This window comes from Streptomyces xanthii, assembly GCF_014621695.1.
GTDB lineage: Bacteria > Actinomycetota > Actinomycetes > Streptomycetales > Streptomycetaceae > Streptomyces > Streptomyces xanthii.
On the sequence record NZ_CP061281.1, the window covers coordinates 483,867 to 500,328 of the forward strand.

Sequence of the window (16,462 nt, forward strand, 5' to 3'; positions counted from 1 at the left end):
GTGCTCCCGTGCGTGTGGCTGCCGGTGGGTGAGGAGAGGAGGATCGAAGACCTGTCGGTGGGTAGGACCGTCGGGGCCGGCGGAACTCATCGGCCGGCGGGCGGCGCGCGGGCGCCGCGGAGGCAAAGGGGTCCACTCTGCGCCATTGGCGGCCCCTTCGGCTCGATGATCCATGTCACTGTCGCCGAACCTTCAGTACGCGCCCACGCTGCCCTTAGCGTTGCCGAAACGAGCCGGGCACGATCCACGGTGCTCGTCACCGGCCAGGTGAAGGGGTCAGGATGTTCCGCAAGGTGTTGGTGGCCAACCGCGGGGAGATCGCGATTCGCGCGTTCCGCGCCGGCTACGAACTGGGGGCGCGCACCGTCGCCGTGTTCCCGCACGAGGACCGCAATTCGCTGCACCGGCTGAAGGCCGACGAGGCGTACGAGATCGGCGAGGCCGGCCATCCGGTGCGGGCCTATCTGTCGGTGGAGGAGATCATCCGCGCGGCCCGGCTCGCGGGGGCCGACGCCGTGTACCCGGGCTACGGATTCCTCTCCGAGAACCCCGAACTCGCGCGCGCCTGCGAGGAGGCGGGCATCACGTTCGTCGGCCCGTCCGTGCAGACGCTGGAGCTGACGGGCAACAAGGCGCGGGCCGTGGCCGCCGCGCGCGAGGCCGGAGTGCCGGTGCTCGGCTCCTCGGCGCCGTCCACCGACGTGGACGAACTGGTGGCGGCCGCCGAGGACATCGGCTTCCCCGTGTTCGTGAAGGCCGTCGCCGGCGGTGGCGGGCGCGGCATGCGGCGCGTCGACGACCCGGCGCTGCTGCGCGAGTCGATCGAGGCGGCGGCCCGCGAGGCCGAGTCGGCCTTCGGCGACGCGACGGTCTTCCTGGAGAAGGCCGTCGTCGACCCCCGCCACATCGAGGTGCAGATCCTCGCCGACGGCGAGGGCAACGTCATCCACCTGTTCGAGCGCGACTGCTCGGTGCAGCGCCGCCACCAGAAGGTCATCGAGCTGGCGCCCGCGCCGAACCTCGACCCCGGGATCCGCGAGCGGATCTGCGCCGACGCGGTGAAGTTCGCCCGCCGGATCGGCTACCGCAACGCGGGCACCGTGGAGTTCCTCCTCGACCGCGAGGGCAAGCACGTCTTCATCGAGATGAACCCGCGCATCCAGGTCGAGCACACGGTGACCGAGGAGGTCACCGACGTCGACCTGGTGCAGGCGCAGCTGCGCATCGCGTCCGGCGCGACCCTCGCGGACCTGGGCCTGTCGCAGGAGTCGGTCGTGCTGCACGGCGCCGCGCTCCAGTGCCGCATCACGACCGAGGACCCGGCGAACGGGTTCCGGCCCGACACCGGCATGATCAGCGCCTACCGCTCCCCCGGCGGTTCGGGCATCCGGCTCGACGGCGGTACGACGCACGCGGGCACCGAGGTCAGCGCCCACTTCGACTCCATGCTGGTGAAGCTGACCTGCCGGGGCCGGGACTTCCGTACGGCCGTGGACCGGGCGCGGCGGGCCGTCGCCGAGTTCCGCATCCGTGGTGTGTCGACGAACATCCCGTTCCTGCAGGCCGTGCTCGACGACGCGGACTTCCAGGCGGGGCGCGTCACCACCTCGTTCATCGAGGAGCGGCCGCACCTGCTGACGGCCCGTCACTCGGCGGACCGGGGCACGAAGCTGTTGACGTACCTCGCGGACGTGACGGTGAACAAGCCGCACGGTCCGCGCCCCGAGCTGATCTCGCCCGCCTCCAAGCTGGCGCCGCTGCCCGCGGGCGAGCCGCCGGCCGGGTCGCGGCAGCGGCTCGCGGAGCTCGGGCCCGAGGGCTTCGCCCGGAGTCTGCGGGACGCGCCGACGCTCGGCGTCACCGACACCACGTTCCGCGACGCCCACCAGTCGCTGCTCGCCACCCGGGTGCGCACCAAGGACCTGCTGGCCGTCGCCCCGACGGTGGCGCACACGCTGCCGCAGCTGCTCTCCCTCGAATGCTGGGGCGGCGCCACGTACGACGTCGCGCTGCGCTTCCTCGCCGAGGACCCGTGGGAGCGGCTCGCAGCCCTGCGCGAGGCCGTGCCGAACATCTGTCTGCAGATGCTGCTGCGCGGTCGCAACACCGTGGGGTACACGCCGTACCCGACCGAGGTGACCGACGCGTTCGTGCAGGAGGCGGCCGCCACCGGCATCGACATCTTCCGCATCTTCGACGCGCTCAACGACGTCGACCAGATGCGGCCCGCGATCGAGGCCGTACGGGAGACCGGCACCGCCGTCGCGGAGGTCGCGCTCTGCTACACGTCCGACCTGTCGGACCCGGCGGAGAAGCTGTACACGCTGGACTATTACCTGCGGCTCGCCGAGAAGATCGTCGACGCGGGCGCGCACGTCCTCGCGGTCAAGGACATGGCCGGTCTGCTGCGCGCCCCGGCCGCGGCCACGCTCGTCTCGGCGCTGCGCCGCGAGTTCGACCTGCCGGTGCACCTGCACACGCACGACACGGCGGGCGGGCAGCTCGCGACGTACCTCGCGGCGATCCAGGCCGGGGCGGACGCGGTGGACGGCGCGGTGGCCTCCATGGCCGGGACCACCTCGCAGCCGTCGCTGTCGGCGATCGTCGCGGCGACCGACCACTCGGCGCGCCCCACGGGCCTGGACCTCCAGGCGGTCGGTGACCTGGAGCCGTACTGGGAGAGCGTGCGCAAGATCTACGCCCCGTTCGAGGCGGGTCTGGACGCGCCGACCGGGCGGGTCTACCACCACGAGATCCCCGGCGGACAGCTGTCCAACCTGCGCACGCAGGCCGTCGCACTCGGCCTCGGCGACCGCTTCGAGGACGTCGAGTCGACGTACGCGGCGGCCGACCGGATGCTGGGCCGGCTGGTGAAGGTGACGCCGTCGTCGAAGGTCGTGGGCGACCTCGCGCTGCATCTGGTGGGCGCGGGCGTGGAGCCCGCCGAGTTCGAGGCGACGCCGAACCGGTTCGACATCCCGGACTCGGTGATCGGCTTCCTGCACGGCGAGCTGGGCACGCCTCCCGGCGGCTGGCCCGAGCCGTTCCGCAGCAAGGCCCTGGAAGGCCGGGCCGGCCCCAAGCCGGTCCAGGACCTGAGCGCCGAGGACCGCGACGGCCTCGCCAAGGACCGCCGCGCGACCCTCAACCGGCTGCTGTTCCCGGGTCCGACGAAGGCCTTCGAGACGCATCGCGAGGCCTACGGCGACACCAGCGTGCTCGACAGCAAGGACTTCTTCTACGGGCTGCGCCCGGGCAAGGAGTACAGCGTCGACTTCGGACCCGGTGTGCGGCTGCTGATCGAGCTGGAGGCGGTCGGCGAGGCCGACGAGCGAGGGATGCGCACGGTGCTGTCCACGCTCAACGGACAGCTGCGGCCGATCCAGGTGCGGGACAACGCGGCCGCGGCCGATCTGCCCGTGACCGAGAAGGCCGACAAGGGCGACCCGGGTCACGTCGCGGCGCCGTTCGCCGGTGTGGTCACGCTGTCGGTCGCCGAGGGCGACCAGGTCGAGGCCGGTGCGACGGTGGCGACGATCGAGGCGATGAAGATGGAGGCCTCGATCACGGCGCCGCGCGGCGGGCGTGTCTCGCGTCTCGCGATCTCCAGGATCCAGCAGGTGGAGGGCGGCGACCTGCTCGTCGAGATCCGGTGAACTGAGGGCCTGTGGTGAAGTGAGCGGCCGGGGCGGCGTGGTCCGTCCCGGCCGCCGCCGTGTGCTCACGGCTCCTCCGGGCCGTCCTCGTCGAGCTCGAACCAGACCGTCTTGCCCTCGGGCTCGGGCCGGATGTTCCACCGGTGGGCCAGCAGGTCGAGCAGGACGAGGCCGCGGCCGGAGGAGGAGAGCTCGCCGGGGGCGCGGCGGTGCGGGACCTCGTCGCTGCGGTCGGAGACCTCGACGCGGAGCCGGCGCCGGCCGTGCGTGCCGTGGATGTCGGCGCGCAGCGCGGCGGCCTGCTCGGTGTGGACGAGGACGTTGCCGAGAAGCTCGGAGACGAGCAGGAGGACGGTGTCGACCTGTTCGGGGCGGGCCCAGTCGTGGAGCAGGCCCTGGAATTCGATGCGGGCGTCGGCGAGGCCCTGGGCCTGGTCCTGTTCGAGGGTGAAGCGCAGGTTCCGGCCGGTGCCGTCGACGGGGACGGCGGACGGGTCGCGGCGCAGGAGCAGCAGCGCGATGTCGTCCTCGGTGAAGGCGGCGGCGGGCTGCTCGCCCTTCCGTGCCTCCGTCGGTGCGACGACGGCGTTCATGAGCCGGTCGGCGAGTCCGCCGAGGTCGCCTGCGCTGCCGGGTTCGAGCGCGTCGCGCACGCGCAGCCATCCGGTGTACATGTCGTGGCCGCCGGACTCGATCAGTCCGTCGGTGCACAGCATCATGATCTCGTTCTCGCGCAGGGTGACGACGCTGACCGGATAGTCGTCCTCGTCGAGGTCGAGGCCGAGGGGCAGGCCGCCCCGCACGTGCTTGAGCACGCAGGTGCCGTCGGGGAGGCGCAGGACGGGGTGCGGGTGGCCGGCGCGGGCGATGCGGAGGGTGCCGGTGGCGGGGTCGGCCTCCAGGTAGATGCAGGTGGCGAAGCGGTCCTCGCCCAGGGAGGCGAGGAAGTGCGAGGCGCGCACCAGGACGGCGTCGGGGCCGTGGCCCTCGGCGGCATAGGCGTGGATGGCGGTGCGCAGCCGGGACATGAGTCCCGCGGCCTGCAGGTCGTGGCCCTGGACGTCGCCGATGACGAGGCCGAGGCGGCCGCCGGGCAGGGTGATGCTGTCGAACCAGTCGCCGCCGACCATGAGGCCGCCGCCGGTGGGGACGTAGCGGGCGGCGACGCTGAGCCCGTCGACGCCGGAGCCGACCCCGCCGAGGCTGTTGCGCAGGGTCTGTGACAGGGCGCGGTCGGCCTGGCCGTCGTAGGTCTGCTCGATGCTCTGGCCGAGGAGCCGGGCGACGGTCATGAGGAAGACGCCCAGGCCGTCGGTGATCGTGACGGGGGCGTCGAAGGCGGCCATCCACACGCCGGTGAGCTGGCCGTACGTGGTCAGGGGCAGGAAGGCCCAGGCCTGGTGCCCGGCGTGGGCGGACAGGGAGTGGCCCTCGGGGAAGCGCTCGCGGAACTCCTCCGGGGAGGCGAGGAAGACAGGCCGTCCGGTCCGGGCGACCTGGGCTGCGGGGTGCACGGTGTCCAGCGGCATGCGGTACGCGTCCCGCCCGTCGTCGCGCAGCCCCAACTGGCCGACGCAGTGCAGCGTTTCCCGGTCCGCGCGGAACACGGCCTGGCTGCACAGGGGCAGTGAGGGGTCGGTCAGTCCGGAGATCAGGGTGAGGGCCTCGCCCAGTGAGGCGACGCGGGCCAGGGCGTGGCCGGTGACGAGGAGGTCGGCGCCGCGGTGGCGCAGGTCGTCCGGCGGCCGGCCCGAACCGCCGGTGGCCGGTCCCGCCAGTCGGTTGAGGGCGTCGACCTGGCGCATCTCGGCGTCGTACTCCTCGGTGTTGCCGTGTTCGCGCCCGCCACCCACGTGCGGCACTCCCGTCTGCTCGGCGCCCTGTGATCTCTCCCGCTTTCTCCATGTTCCGTCGATCGGCCCGCCCTCGCCTGCTCACGGGCACCGGGGACGGCCATCCGTGACGAGTCGGCGCCGCGGCATTGACGGATGCATGCCCAGGAGAGAAAGATCGACGGGCACCCCCTTTGACAACGTTGTCGCACGAGAGGATCGCGATGCGAGCGTTTAGACGCGCGTTCACCGCAGCCTTGATCGCCACCACTCTGGCCGCCGCCTCCGTCACCGCCACGGGCGCCGCGAGCGCCCGTGAGCAGGGGCCGGAGTTCGCCGCAGACCCCACCACGCTGGTCGACACCTCGATCGGCAACAACGGCGACGGGACCACCTTCCCGGGCGCGTCCACGCCCTTCGGCATGGTGCAGCTGAGCCCCGACACCCAGCTGAACAAGTACGCCTCCTACGACTACGCGCAGGACAGCATCCTCGGCTTCAGCCACACGCACCTCTCGGGCGTCGGCTGCCAGACGATGGGCAACATCCGGTTCATGCCGACGACCGGAGACGTCACGTCCTCGGACCCCGCGCAGTACCGGGCCAGGTTCAGCCATGACAACGAGACCCGCTCGCCCGGCTACTACGGCGTGAAGTTCGACAACGGCATCGAGGCCGAGCTGTCGGCGACGCAGCGGACGGGTCAGCACCGGTACACGTTCCCGAGCGGGTCCGGCGCGCAGAACGTGCTGATCGAGGCCGGTGAGAGCAACGGCGGCACGTTCGCCGGCGGCCTCAAGGTGGTCGGCGACGACACCGTGGAGGGCTGGGTCCAGGGCGGCAACTTCTGCTGGGAGACCGTCAAGGAGCGCTACCGGGTCTACTTCAGCGCCAAGTTCGACCGCAGGTTCTCGACGTTCGGCACGTGGACGGACGGCACGCTCACGCCGGGCAAGCGCGAGGCGCAGCGCGGCACGAAGCGGGCGGGCGCCTGGCTGTCCTTCGACCGGGACAAGGGCGACCGGGTGGGCGCCTCGGTGGGCCTGTCCTACACGTCGGTCGACGGGGCACGCCTGAACCGGCGGGCGGAGCAGCCGGAGTCCTTCGACAAGGTCCGCTCGGCCGCGCACGACACGTGGCGGGACGAGCTGAACCGGATGCGGGTGGCCGGCGGCAGCAAGGCCGACCAGCGCACCTACTACAGCGCGCTCTACCACTCGCTGCTGCACCCGTCGGTCGGCTCCGACGTCGACGGCCGTTACCGGGGCTTCGACGACCAGGTGCACCGCTCGGACTCGCCCTACTACCAGATGTTCTCCCTGTGGGACACGTACCGTTCGCAGAACCAGCTGGTGACGCTGCTGAACCCGGACAAGGCCACGGACATGGCCAAGTCGCTGCTGCGGGTCTACGAGGACGGCGGCTGGCTGCCGCGCTGGGGGCTCGGCAACGGCGAGACGAACGTGATGAGCGGTGACCCCGTCACCCCGTGGATCGTCGACCTCTACAACCGCGGTCTGCTCGACGACCGCACCGCGCGCGGCCTGTTCGACGCGCTGTGGAAGAACGTCAACGAGGTCCCCCAGGACCAGTCCGTCTTCCGCGGCCGCGACGGCAATCCGACGTACGTGAAGAACGGCTTCATCGGCTACCAGGACCTGCCGGGCTACCAGTTCGGTGACACACGGCAGGCGGGCTCGGCGACGCTGGAGTACGCGCTCGGCGACTGCGCGCTGTCCACGATGGCCCGCGGGCTCGGCCACGAGGACAAGGCGGACCTGCTGGCGGGACGCTGCGACAACTTCACCAAGCTGTGGGACTCCGGCATCTCGTCGAAGGGCTTCACCGGCTTCCCCGTGGCGAAGAAGGCGGACGGCACGCCGGCCGGCGACACGGACCCGACCCAGTCGGGCGCCTTCCACGAGGGCACGGCCTGGCAGTACCAGTGGCTGGCCCAGCAGGACCCGCAGACCCTGTACGGGCTGATGGGCGGGGCGGGCGCGGCCGAGCAGCGGCTCGACACGTTCTTCGACATGCCGACGGTGCTCACCGACCCGGCGAAGGCCGCCTCGGAGTCCTGGGTGAACGGCGCGTACGACTACCACAACAACTTCGCGTTCAATCCGAACAACGAGCCGGACTTCCACGCGCCGTGGATGTACACGTGGACGAACGCGCCGTGGAAGACGTCGGCGGTGCTGCGCGCGATGCGGACGCTGTTCACGGACGACGCGTACGGGATGCCCGGCAACGACGACCTCGGGGCGACCTCGTCGCTGCTGGTCTTCGCGATGGCCGGGATCTTCGAGGCGCAGCCCGGGTCGGCGAACTACATCGTCACGGCCCCGATGTTCGACAAGGTCGAGATCCGGCCCGCGCACGGCAAGCCGATCGCGATCGAGGCGCCGGGCGCCGACGCGTCGAAGATGCAGTACGTGTCCTCGGTGCGGACGGACGCGGGGCCGCTCCAGCGGAGCTGGCTGTCGCACCGGGAGCTGCTGGACGCCGGGTCGATCGACGTCACGCTCTCCGGGCAGCCGACGCGCTGGGGTGTCGACGCGGCGCCGCCGGCGGTGGCGCAGGACTGAGCGGTCGCCTGATGTGAACGGGTGCGGGGCTGGGTGCCTTCGGGACGCCTCGCCCCGCACCCTTTTCACGCGGTCGCCAGGTGGGGCTCGGCCCGCGCGGTGAGGCGGCCGGTGCGGGCGAGCGCGGCGACGGAGGCGGCGCAGCCCAGGCCGGTGAGGGTGAGCGCACTCCAGGTCAGCCAGAGGGCGTCGTGCCGTTCGGCGAAGTCCCACAGGGCGCCGGTCGCCAGGTTGCCGAGGGTGATGCCGAGGCCCGAGACGGTGTTGTAGAGCCCGTAGTGCGTGGCGACCAGGCGGTTGCCGGACAGGGTGACGACGGTGTCCATCTCGAAGGGGTAGGCGACGGCGCCGCCCAGGGCGAGCAGGGTCACCGTCAGGACGAGCGCGCCGAGTACGAGCCAGGCCGCGTCGGACGGGACCAGGGCGAGCGGCAGGAAAGCGAGCCCCATGACGGTCAGTCCGCGCACCAGCGCCCGCGACGGGCTCCACCTCGCCTTCGCCCAGCCGGTGAGGCGCAGTTGGCCCACCACAGCGACGGCGGCCGACACCACGAACAGGAGGCTGGTCGCCCAGGTGCCGCGCTCCCCCAGCGCGCTCCGCGCCGCGAGCGGGAGGGCCAGGTAGACCTGGAAGGTCAGTACGTACGAGCCGATCATGGCGAGGGCGAACAGCAGGAAGGGCCGGTTGGCGACGACCGTGCGCCACTGGGCGAGCACGCTCTCGTCGGCGGCGTCCTCCTGCCGGGGGCGGTCGTGTGCCGTGCCGCGGCGGGCGGGCAGGGCGCGCGCCTGGAGGACCGTGAGGCCGGCGAAGACGGCGGCCGCGGTGGTGCACACGAGCCGGAAGTCGGCGGCCAGCAGGGCGAGTCCGACGAGCGGGCCGAGGAGCATGCCGGCCTGGTAATAGACGTTGAAGGTGGCGAAGGCGTCGACGCGCCGCTCCCCCGCCTCGGCGGCCAGGTAGGCGCGCACGGCCGGGTTGAACAGGGCGCCCGCGAATCCGGTGGCGGCGGAGGCCGCGATCAGCGTGGGCAGGTTGTCCACCCAGCCGAGCAGGGCGAACCCGATGGTGCGCAGCAGGCAGCCGGCCATGATGGGGGCTTTGTAGCCGAGGCGGTCGGCGAGGGTGCCGCCGATGAGGAACATGCCCTGCTGCGAGAAGTTCCGTACGCCCAGGACGAGTCCGACGGCCCAGGCCGCGAGGCCGAGCGAGCCGGAGAGATGGGCGGCGAGGTAGGGCATGAGCATGTAGAAGGCGAGGTTGATGGCGAACTGATTGGCCATCAACAGTCGCACGGGGGCCGGGAAGGAGCGGGTCTGCCGCCACAGGCCGGTCATCGCCGGGCCCCGGTGGCCGTCCCGGCGGTGCGGTGCGGCAGCGCCGCGTCGGGGCCGAGGGGGTCGGTGACGTGGGTGCAGCGGGTCCAGCGGGTGACGACGCGGTCGGCGGGATGCGCGATCTCGTCGGGGTCGTCGGCCGGCGGCCGGTCGAGCAGCCCGTGCTCATGGCCGTAGGCGTCGTCGAAGACGGTGCCGATGTAGCGCTGCGGGCCGTCGGGGAACACGGTGACGATGCGCTCCTCCGCGGGGCGGGTGCGGGCCAGCCACCGGGACACGAGGGCGACCGCGCCGACGCTCCAGCCGCCGGTGGCGTAGTGCTGTCGCGCCAGGTTCCGTGCCGCCCAGACTGATTCGGGGGCGGCCACCCAGTGCACCTCGTCGAAGAGGTCGTAGGCGACGTTGCGCGGATAGATGCTGCTGCCCAGGCCCCGCATCAGGCGGGTGGCGGCGGGCTGGCCGAAGATCGTCGACCCGGTGGTGTCCACGCCGACGACACGCAGGCGCGGGAAGTAGCCGCGCAGGACGGACGCGATGCCCGCCGAGTGCCCGCCCGTGCCGACGGACACGACCAGGGTGTCGATGCGGCCGAGCTGCGCGACGAGTTCGTGAGCGAGCGGGGCGTAGGCGGTCACGTTGTCGGGGTTGTGGTACTGGTCGGGGCACCAGGCCGTCGGGTCCTCGGCGAGCAGTCGCGCGACGCGCAGACGCCGGGCCTCCTGCCAGCCGCCCTCCGGGTGCGGGTCCTCCACGAGGTCGACCTCCGCGCCGTAGGCGGTGAGCAGGCCGGTCATGAGCGGCTCCATGCCGGGGTCGGTGACGACGGTGACGGGGTGTCCGAACGTGGCGCCGGCCAGGGCGAGTCCGAGGCCGAGGGTGCCGGAGGTGGACTCGACGATCCGCGCCCCGGGCAGGAGCCGGCCGCGCTCGCGGGCGGCGCGCACCATGTGGAGGGCGGTGCGGTCCTTGATGCCGCCGGGGTTGTGGCCTTCGAGCTTGGCCCAGAAGCCGCGGCCCTCGGCGGTGAACGGGGCGCCGATCCACAGGACGGGCGTGTCGCCGACGAGTCCGCCGGGGGTGTGCTGGGGGCGCTTGGTGTCGGCGAGGAGCCGGGCGGGGGCGTCCAGGGGTGTCGGGGTGTGGGAGGGGGTGTGGGGCGTGGTGTGTGCCGTGGTGGGGGTCATCGCGTGAGTCATGGCGTGCTTCTCCTGCGGCGTCGTCGGCAGGGGTGGTCGGAGACCTGAGGGTTCCGGGGCCGTGCCGGTTCGGGGCCGCTTGCTGGGCGGAGTCTGGTGGGCCGGGGCGTCGTCCTGGCGGGGGCGCGGTGGGTGCCGCGGAGGACCGGCGGGACGGCGCGGGGCCGGTCAGGTCCGCCAGATGCCCAGGTGGGCCCTCTGCTGTCCGGCGGGGGCGGCGAGGCGGGGGCCGCTGTCCCCGAACGGTCTGCGTGGGGTGGGCTCGGCCGCCGGGTCGAGGTCCGCGCCGGGGAGGGTGACGGGGGTGAGGTCGGCGGCCGGCTGGAGGCCGCGCGGGGCCTGCACGCTCGGCTCGTCGGTCCCCGAGCACTGTGCGCCGTCCTGGTGACCGTCGTGGCGGGCGTCGTCGCCGAAGTGCGCGTGGGGTCCGGCGGGTTGGCCGCACGGGGCGGGCGCGACGGCTGTGATCGTGTCGGCGCGGCCGGCGGCGGAGGCGACGGGGCCGTGGGCGCAGCACAGGAGATGGACGAGGGCGGCCAGCAGCACGGCGAGGATCGCGCCGGTGCGGTGACCGGGGCGGCTCCTGTCGTGACGTGCGGGCGAGATCCTCATGACGACAGAGAGTAATCGGGTGAGCGCATAAAGTGCGCGTGAAGATCGGTCGGGGCGGGTCGCCCGGCGGCGGGGCCGGGATCGGTCGGACCTCAACGGTGCCAAGGGTGCGGTCGTCCCGGAAGGGGCTCTTCCCGGACGCGCGAGCGCCGCCGGGCCGGTCGGCCATGATCGCCGGATCGGGTGAACCCGGTCCCGCACGGGAACTCGGATCGGCCTCTACGGCGGCTGTGCGCTGGGTGAAGCCTGATGAATCGCGCACCCGGCGCCGGGGGTGCCGCCTTGCCCACCCGTGCCGCCCCAGGCGGCAGACTGCCCAAGGCCAGGTCGACGCAACCGGGTACGCACCCGGTGCCGGGGTGCTGTCCAAGGCCGGGCCCCGGCCTGACGCGGCTCCGTCGCTCGGGCGAGTCCCACCACGGCGGCGGCACACCCGGCACCTCCGCCCGGCCCCTGCCGCGGCACCGCAGGAGCCGACCCGGCGGCAACGGCCACCCGTACGCGTACCTCACCGCCCCACCCTCCACCTCCCCGTCCCCACCACGACCGGCGCCAGCGCCCCCGTGCACAACGCCAGTACCCCGAACCCCCAGCCCAGCGAGGCCCCCGCGGCGATGGACGCCACCAGCAACGGGCCGCCCGCGTCGCCGAGTTCCCGTCCCAGTTCCGCCGCGCCCATCGTCTGGCCGATCCGTTCCTCGGGAGTCGCCGCGGCCAGTGCCGCGAAGCCGATGGGTGTGATCAGCCCGGTCCCGGCCCCGATCAGCACCGCCGCCCCCACGAGCGCCGCGATCCCGGGCAGTGCGGCCACCGCCAGCCCGCCCGCCGTCACCGCGAGCCCCGCGCTCAGTCCGCCCCGCGGGCTCAGGCGCCCCGCGTCCAGCGCCCGTCCTGCCCACGGCTGCACGACCGCGGCGCAGGCCGCGAGGACCGAGACGACCGCGCCCGTGGCGACGGGTGACAGACCGTCGGCCCGGCCGGACAGCGGGAGGAAGCCGACGCCGACCGACATGGCGGCGGTCGCCGCGGCCAGCGCGGCGACGGGCCGCAGGAACACCCCATCGGTGAGCCGCCGGACCAGATCCGCGAGGGTCTGCCGGCGCTTGGGCAGCGGCGGCACGACGGGCACCGCGAGCAGTGCCCAGCCCGTGACCACGACCGCGAGCACCGTCAGCACGGCGAACAGGAGGGTCAGCCCGCCGAGCCACACGAGCACGCCGCCGATCAGGGGGCCCGCCGTGTATCCGAGGCTCTTCCAGAAGCCGTACGAGCCGAAGGCACGCCCGTGTGCGGCCTGCGGGTTGAGCCGGGCGACCAGTGCGGACGCGGCCGGCGAGAACGCGGAGGCCGCCGCGCCCTGGCCCAGGCGGGCCGCCCACAGCCGGCCCGGGTCGCGCACGGCCACGTAGAGCGCGGAGGCGAGGGCGAAGGCGATGAGGCCGCCCAGGAGGACGCGCCGGGGGCCGACGCGGTCGGCGAGGGTGCCGAAGACCGGCTTGAGGACGACCTCCGCGCCGTCGTAGAGGGCGAGGAGCACACCGAGGTACAGGACGGAGGACGCCAGGTCCGTGTCCCCGGCGCCGAGGCTGGCGGCGATGCCGTGCGCCCCGAACGCGGTGATGAAGCCCGCGGCGTACAGCGGCCCCGTCCGGCGCCGCCCCGCCCCCGCACCCTTCGTTTCACTCACCGGATCTCCGATCCGCCGACGCCGGGACGAACGACCCACGAGGCGGTGCCCGGCGCACCCGGCGCCTCGCGGCCCCCGGACACCACACCGCACCCGATACATCGGCAGCGTAGGGAGCCGTGTCACACCCGGAGGACTCCGCGTGCCGCGCGCCCCCGGAATCCACCCCTCACCACCCCCCACGCACCGCATCGGGCCCACCCGTCCCAGCGTTCCCAGAGCCGCCCCACACCCACGGATCCGCGCTTTAAATAGCGCCCTCACGGTTCCTTGACCGCGGGTGCCGATGCTCTGGGAGGGCGAGAGTTGAAGAGATTCTTCGGGAAGGTCCGGCCGGCCGAGCCGCGGGTGTCGGAGGCCGAACGGGAGCTGTTCGGCGGACCGTTGCGCTACGACATGGGCTGGTCCCGGCACGAGAACGCGACCCTGGACCTGACGATGCGCTCCGCGTTACGCCAGATGCCGGGGCTGGTCGGGGCCGCCCTGCGCATGGCGTGGAACGCGGACCGGCGGGCCCTGTTCGTCGTCGCGCTGAGCGAGATCGGGCAGGGTGTGGCCGCGGCCGTCGGGCTGCTCGCGGTCAACGCCGTGATGCACGCGCTGCTGGGCGACGGCACGGCCACCGAGCGGCTGCACGCGCTGCTGCCGGGTCTGCTCGCCGCCGCGGCGGTCGCCGTCGTCAACTCCGCGCTGGCCGGCTGGTCCACCGCGCAGGCCGGCCGGCTCGAACCGCTGGTCGAGCGGATCGCGACGACGCAGTACCTGGCGGCGGCGACGGCGGTCGAGCTGGAGGCGATCGACGACCCGGAGTTCCGCCGCCTGATCGACATCGCGCAGTACGGGGCGGCCTCCGCGCGCCGCATGATCAGCTGCTGCGTGTCGGCGCTGAACAGCACGATCTCCCTGATCGCCACGGCCGGTGTGCTCACCGTGCTGCATCCGGCGCTGCTGCCGATGCTCCTGGTCATCGCGGCGCCGCGCGGCTGGGGCGCGATGCGGGTCGCGCAGGAGCGGTACGTGTCGATGATGAGCTGGATCGAGCACGTCCGGGCCAGCCGGCTGATCGGCAACCTGCTCACGGAGCGGACGGCGGCGCAGGAGGTCCGCATCCACGCCGTGGGTCCGTTCCTGCTCGACCGCTACCGGGGCATGGCCCGCAGCGCGGAGGCGGAGCAGGAGCGTCTCGCGACGAGCAAGGCCGTCACGGAATGGGTCGCGTCGGCGCTGTCGGGCCTGGCGACGGCCGCCACGTACGGGGCGATGATCTGGCTCATCATGAGCGGGCGCATGGGCCTGGCGGTGGCGGGCACGGCGGTGATCGCGGTCCGTTCGGGTTCGGCCAGTCTCGGCGCGCTCGTCATGAACGTGAACCAGCTCCACGAGGAGTCCCTCTACGTGCGCGACCACTCCCGCTTCCTGACGGAGGCGGCGCAGCGTGCCATCCCGACCGGTGGGGCGCCGCTGCCCGAGCGGGTCGCGGAGATCGCGCTCGACGCGGTCACCTACCGCTATCCGGACCGCGACGCCCCTGCCCTGGACAAGGTGTCGCTCACGCTTCCCATGGGGTCGGTGACGGCGGTCGTCGGGGAGAACGGCTCCGGCAAGAGCACCCTGATGAAGATCCTCTCCGGGCTGCTGCTGCCGCAGGAGGGGACCGTGCGCTGGGGCGACGCGCACGTACGGGATCTGGACCGCGCGGAGGTCTACGGCCGGGTCTCGCTGCTGACGCAGGACTTCCAGCGCTGGCCCGTGACGGCGGCGATGAACGTCCGGATCGGCCGCCCCGAGCACCGGGCGGAGCCGGAGGACCTGCGCCCGTCGCTCGACTACGCGGGCGCGGGCCCGATCGTGGCGAAGCTCCCCGACGGCCTCCAGAGCCTGCTGGCCCGGATGTTCCGCGGCGCCATCGAGCTGTCGGGTGGCGAGTGGCAGAAGATGGGCCTGGCCCGTACGCACTGGCGCAGCGCGACGTCGACCGCCGACAGCATCCTCGTCGTCGACGAGCCGACCTCGGCGCTCGACCCCGAGGCCGAGATCGAGGCGTTCGACCGCATCCGCCGTCTGGCCGCCCCGCACCGGGCCGTCGTCCTGGTCACCCACCGCATGTCCGGCGTCCGCCACGCCGACCGCATCTTCGTCCTCGACCAGGGCCGCCTGACCGAGCAGGGCACCCACGCGGAGCTCCTCGCCGCGCGGGGCCGCTACGCCGCGATGTTCACGGCCCAGGCCGACCAGTACGCGCCCGTCCCGCCCGCCGTGCCGCACCCCGCGTCACCGCCGGCCCCGGCCGTCACCGACCCCGCATGACCGCGCCCTCAGGAGGTTCCGTGTCCCCGCACTCCCCGCAGTCTCCGAACGCCGATGCCTGGACCGCGTACGGACGTCACCAGATCGGCCGGAAGTACATGCCGCCGGTGCCGGAGCGGATGCGCTGGGGGTTCTGGGACGGGGTGGGTCCCGGCGACGAGGTCCTCGGGCCGCTCGCCGGGCGCCGCTTCGTCGACATCGGCTCCGGGGCCGGGCACTACGCCGTGCACCTGGCACGGACCCACGGCGCTCTGATCGACGCCGTGGAACTGTCGCCGACCCAGCACGAGCGGGCGGTCACGCACTTCGGCGAGGTCCCCGGCGTGTCCTTCGTCCACGGCGACGTCGTCGAGCACCTGCGCCGCGCCGAGCGGCCGTACGACGGGGCGTACGCGGTCTGCACGCTCGCCGGGATCGATCCGCACCGGGTGCTGCCCGCGCTGCGCGACGCGCTCGCGCCGGGCGCCCCCTTCGTCTTCTCCGTCCTGCACACCAATGTCCACGGCGTGGGCCCGTCGGCGACCGTGGCCCCGCGCGAGGAGATGCTCGGGGTGGTCGGCATGACGCCGTTGCCGCTGGACTCCTGGGTGCTGACGGGTGAGGCATGGGCGAGCCTGCTGTCCGCGTACGGGTTCGTCGTCGAGGAGACCGGTCTTCTGAGCTCGCCCGATCCGGACCATGCCGTCGTCTGCACGCTCGTCCGGGCCCGCCGCCTGCCCGCCGGGGAGGTGCGGATCTCCAGCCGTCCGCGCAGCCGCCGCGCGCCCGTGCCGCACGCGGCGATCGGGGTGGGCACGATCGTGCTCGGCGAGGCGGGGCTGCTGCTCGGCCGGCACCGCCGCGGCACGCTCGAACTGCCCGGCGGAACCGTCGAGCCGGGCGAGTCCTTCGCCGAGACGGCGGTGCGGGAGCTGCGTGAGGAGACCGGGCTCATGGCCGAGCCGGGGGACGTCGACCTGCTGGGCACCCTCGTCGACCGGGTCGAGGACGTCGTACGGGTCACGGTCGGCGCGGTCGTGACGTCCTGGCGGGGCTCCCCGCGGACGCGACCGGGCGAGAGCGTCGGCGACTGGTCCTGGTGGCCGCTCGACGCGCTGCCGCACGGCCTGTTCGAGTGCTCGGCGCAGATCCTCACCGCGTGGCGCCCCGACCTGCCCCTGGACCATCCGCCGGCCCACTTCACAGCCTTCGCGGGAGGGGGCCGGAACGGCAGGTGACGGGGCGCTTACCAGCAGAGAGGGCGGGAA

General features: G+C 73.3%; 9 protein-coding genes. 4 read left to right on the top strand and 5 right to left on the bottom strand.

Translation table 11 applies throughout. From position 1 onward, the window contains the following. The first annotated feature begins 281 nt into the window (after positions 1-281). Positions 282-3,656: a pyruvate carboxylase gene (locus tag IAG42_RS02345; protein ID WP_188335330.1), complete on the top strand. Its 3,375-nt coding sequence runs from the start codon at positions 282-284 to the stop codon at positions 3,654-3,656. 65 nt (positions 3,657-3,721) lie between these two features. On the opposite strand, the gene IAG42_RS02350 is transcribed toward IAG42_RS02345, so the two are convergent. Beyond that, positions 3,722-5,509, bottom strand: coding sequence for an ATP-binding SpoIIE family protein phosphatase (locus tag IAG42_RS02350; protein WP_223205817.1), 1,788 nt, complete (start codon positions 5,507-5,509; stop codon positions 3,722-3,724). 236 nt (positions 5,510-5,745) lie between these two features. Here IAG42_RS02350 and IAG42_RS02355 point away from each other — a divergent pair, with 236 nt between their 5' ends. Further along, positions 5,746-8,076 (top strand): GH92 family glycosyl hydrolase, encoded by a 2,331-nt coding sequence (locus IAG42_RS02355; protein ID WP_223205818.1) that lies wholly within the window; start codon positions 5,746-5,748, stop codon positions 8,074-8,076. 65 nt (positions 8,077-8,141) lie between these two features. Here IAG42_RS02355 and IAG42_RS02360 read toward each other — a convergent pair whose 3' ends face one another. From IAG42_RS02360 to IAG42_RS02375, 4 genes are all read right to left on the bottom strand, one after another. Next, positions 8,142-9,413, bottom strand: a complete 1,272-nt coding sequence (locus IAG42_RS02360; RefSeq protein WP_188335332.1) for an MFS transporter — start codon at positions 9,411-9,413, stop codon at positions 8,142-8,144. Continuing rightward, the gene (locus IAG42_RS02365; protein ID WP_223205819.1) at positions 9,410-10,609 is read right to left on the bottom strand and encodes a PLP-dependent cysteine synthase family protein; all 1,200 of its coding nucleotides are present in this window, start codon (positions 10,607-10,609) and stop codon (positions 9,410-9,412) included. The genes IAG42_RS02360 and IAG42_RS02365 overlap by 4 nt, the downstream gene beginning before the upstream one ends. Positions 10,610-10,777: 168 nt before the next feature. Further along, positions 10,778-11,221, bottom strand: a complete 444-nt coding sequence (locus tag IAG42_RS02370) for a hypothetical protein (protein WP_188335333.1) — start codon at positions 11,219-11,221, stop codon at positions 10,778-10,780. A 508-nt stretch (positions 11,222-11,729) separates the two neighbouring features. Then, the gene (locus IAG42_RS02375) at positions 11,730-12,908 is read right to left on the bottom strand and encodes an MFS transporter (protein ID WP_223205820.1); all 1,179 of its coding nucleotides are present in this window, start codon (positions 12,906-12,908) and stop codon (positions 11,730-11,732) included. 306 nt (positions 12,909-13,214) lie between these two features. Here IAG42_RS02375 and IAG42_RS02380 point away from each other — a divergent pair, with 306 nt between their 5' ends. Then, positions 13,215-15,215, top strand: a complete 2,001-nt coding sequence (locus IAG42_RS02380) for an ABC transporter ATP-binding protein (RefSeq protein ID WP_188335334.1) — start codon at positions 13,215-13,217, stop codon at positions 15,213-15,215. After that, a complete protein-coding gene (locus tag IAG42_RS02385; RefSeq protein WP_394811179.1) occupies positions 15,212-16,432 on the top strand; it encodes a bifunctional class I SAM-dependent methyltransferase/NUDIX hydrolase in 1,221 nt (406 codons plus the stop codon). The genes IAG42_RS02380 and IAG42_RS02385 overlap by 4 nt, the downstream gene beginning before the upstream one ends. Positions 16,433-16,462 lie beyond the last annotated feature (30 nt).

What these genes read in the sequence shown, in the direction of transcription:
- IAG42_RS02345 (WP_188335330.1), top strand. Translation starts at nt 282, where the DNA reads ATGTTCCGCAAGGTGTTGGTGGCCAACCGCGGGGAGATCGCGATTCGC.
- IAG42_RS02360 (WP_188335332.1), bottom strand. Translation starts at nt 9,413, where the DNA reads ATGACCGGCCTGTGGCGGCAGACCCGCTCCTTCCCGGCCCCCGTGCGA.
- IAG42_RS02365 (WP_223205819.1), bottom strand. Translation starts at nt 10,609, where the DNA reads ATGACTCACGCGATGACCCCCACCACGGCACACACCACGCCCCACACC.
- IAG42_RS02370 (WP_188335333.1), bottom strand. Translation starts at nt 11,221, where the DNA reads ATGAGGATCTCGCCCGCACGTCACGACAGGAGCCGCCCCGGTCACCGC.
- IAG42_RS02385 (WP_394811179.1), top strand. Translation starts at nt 15,212, where the DNA reads ATGACCGCGCCCTCAGGAGGTTCCGTGTCCCCGCACTCCCCGCAGTCT.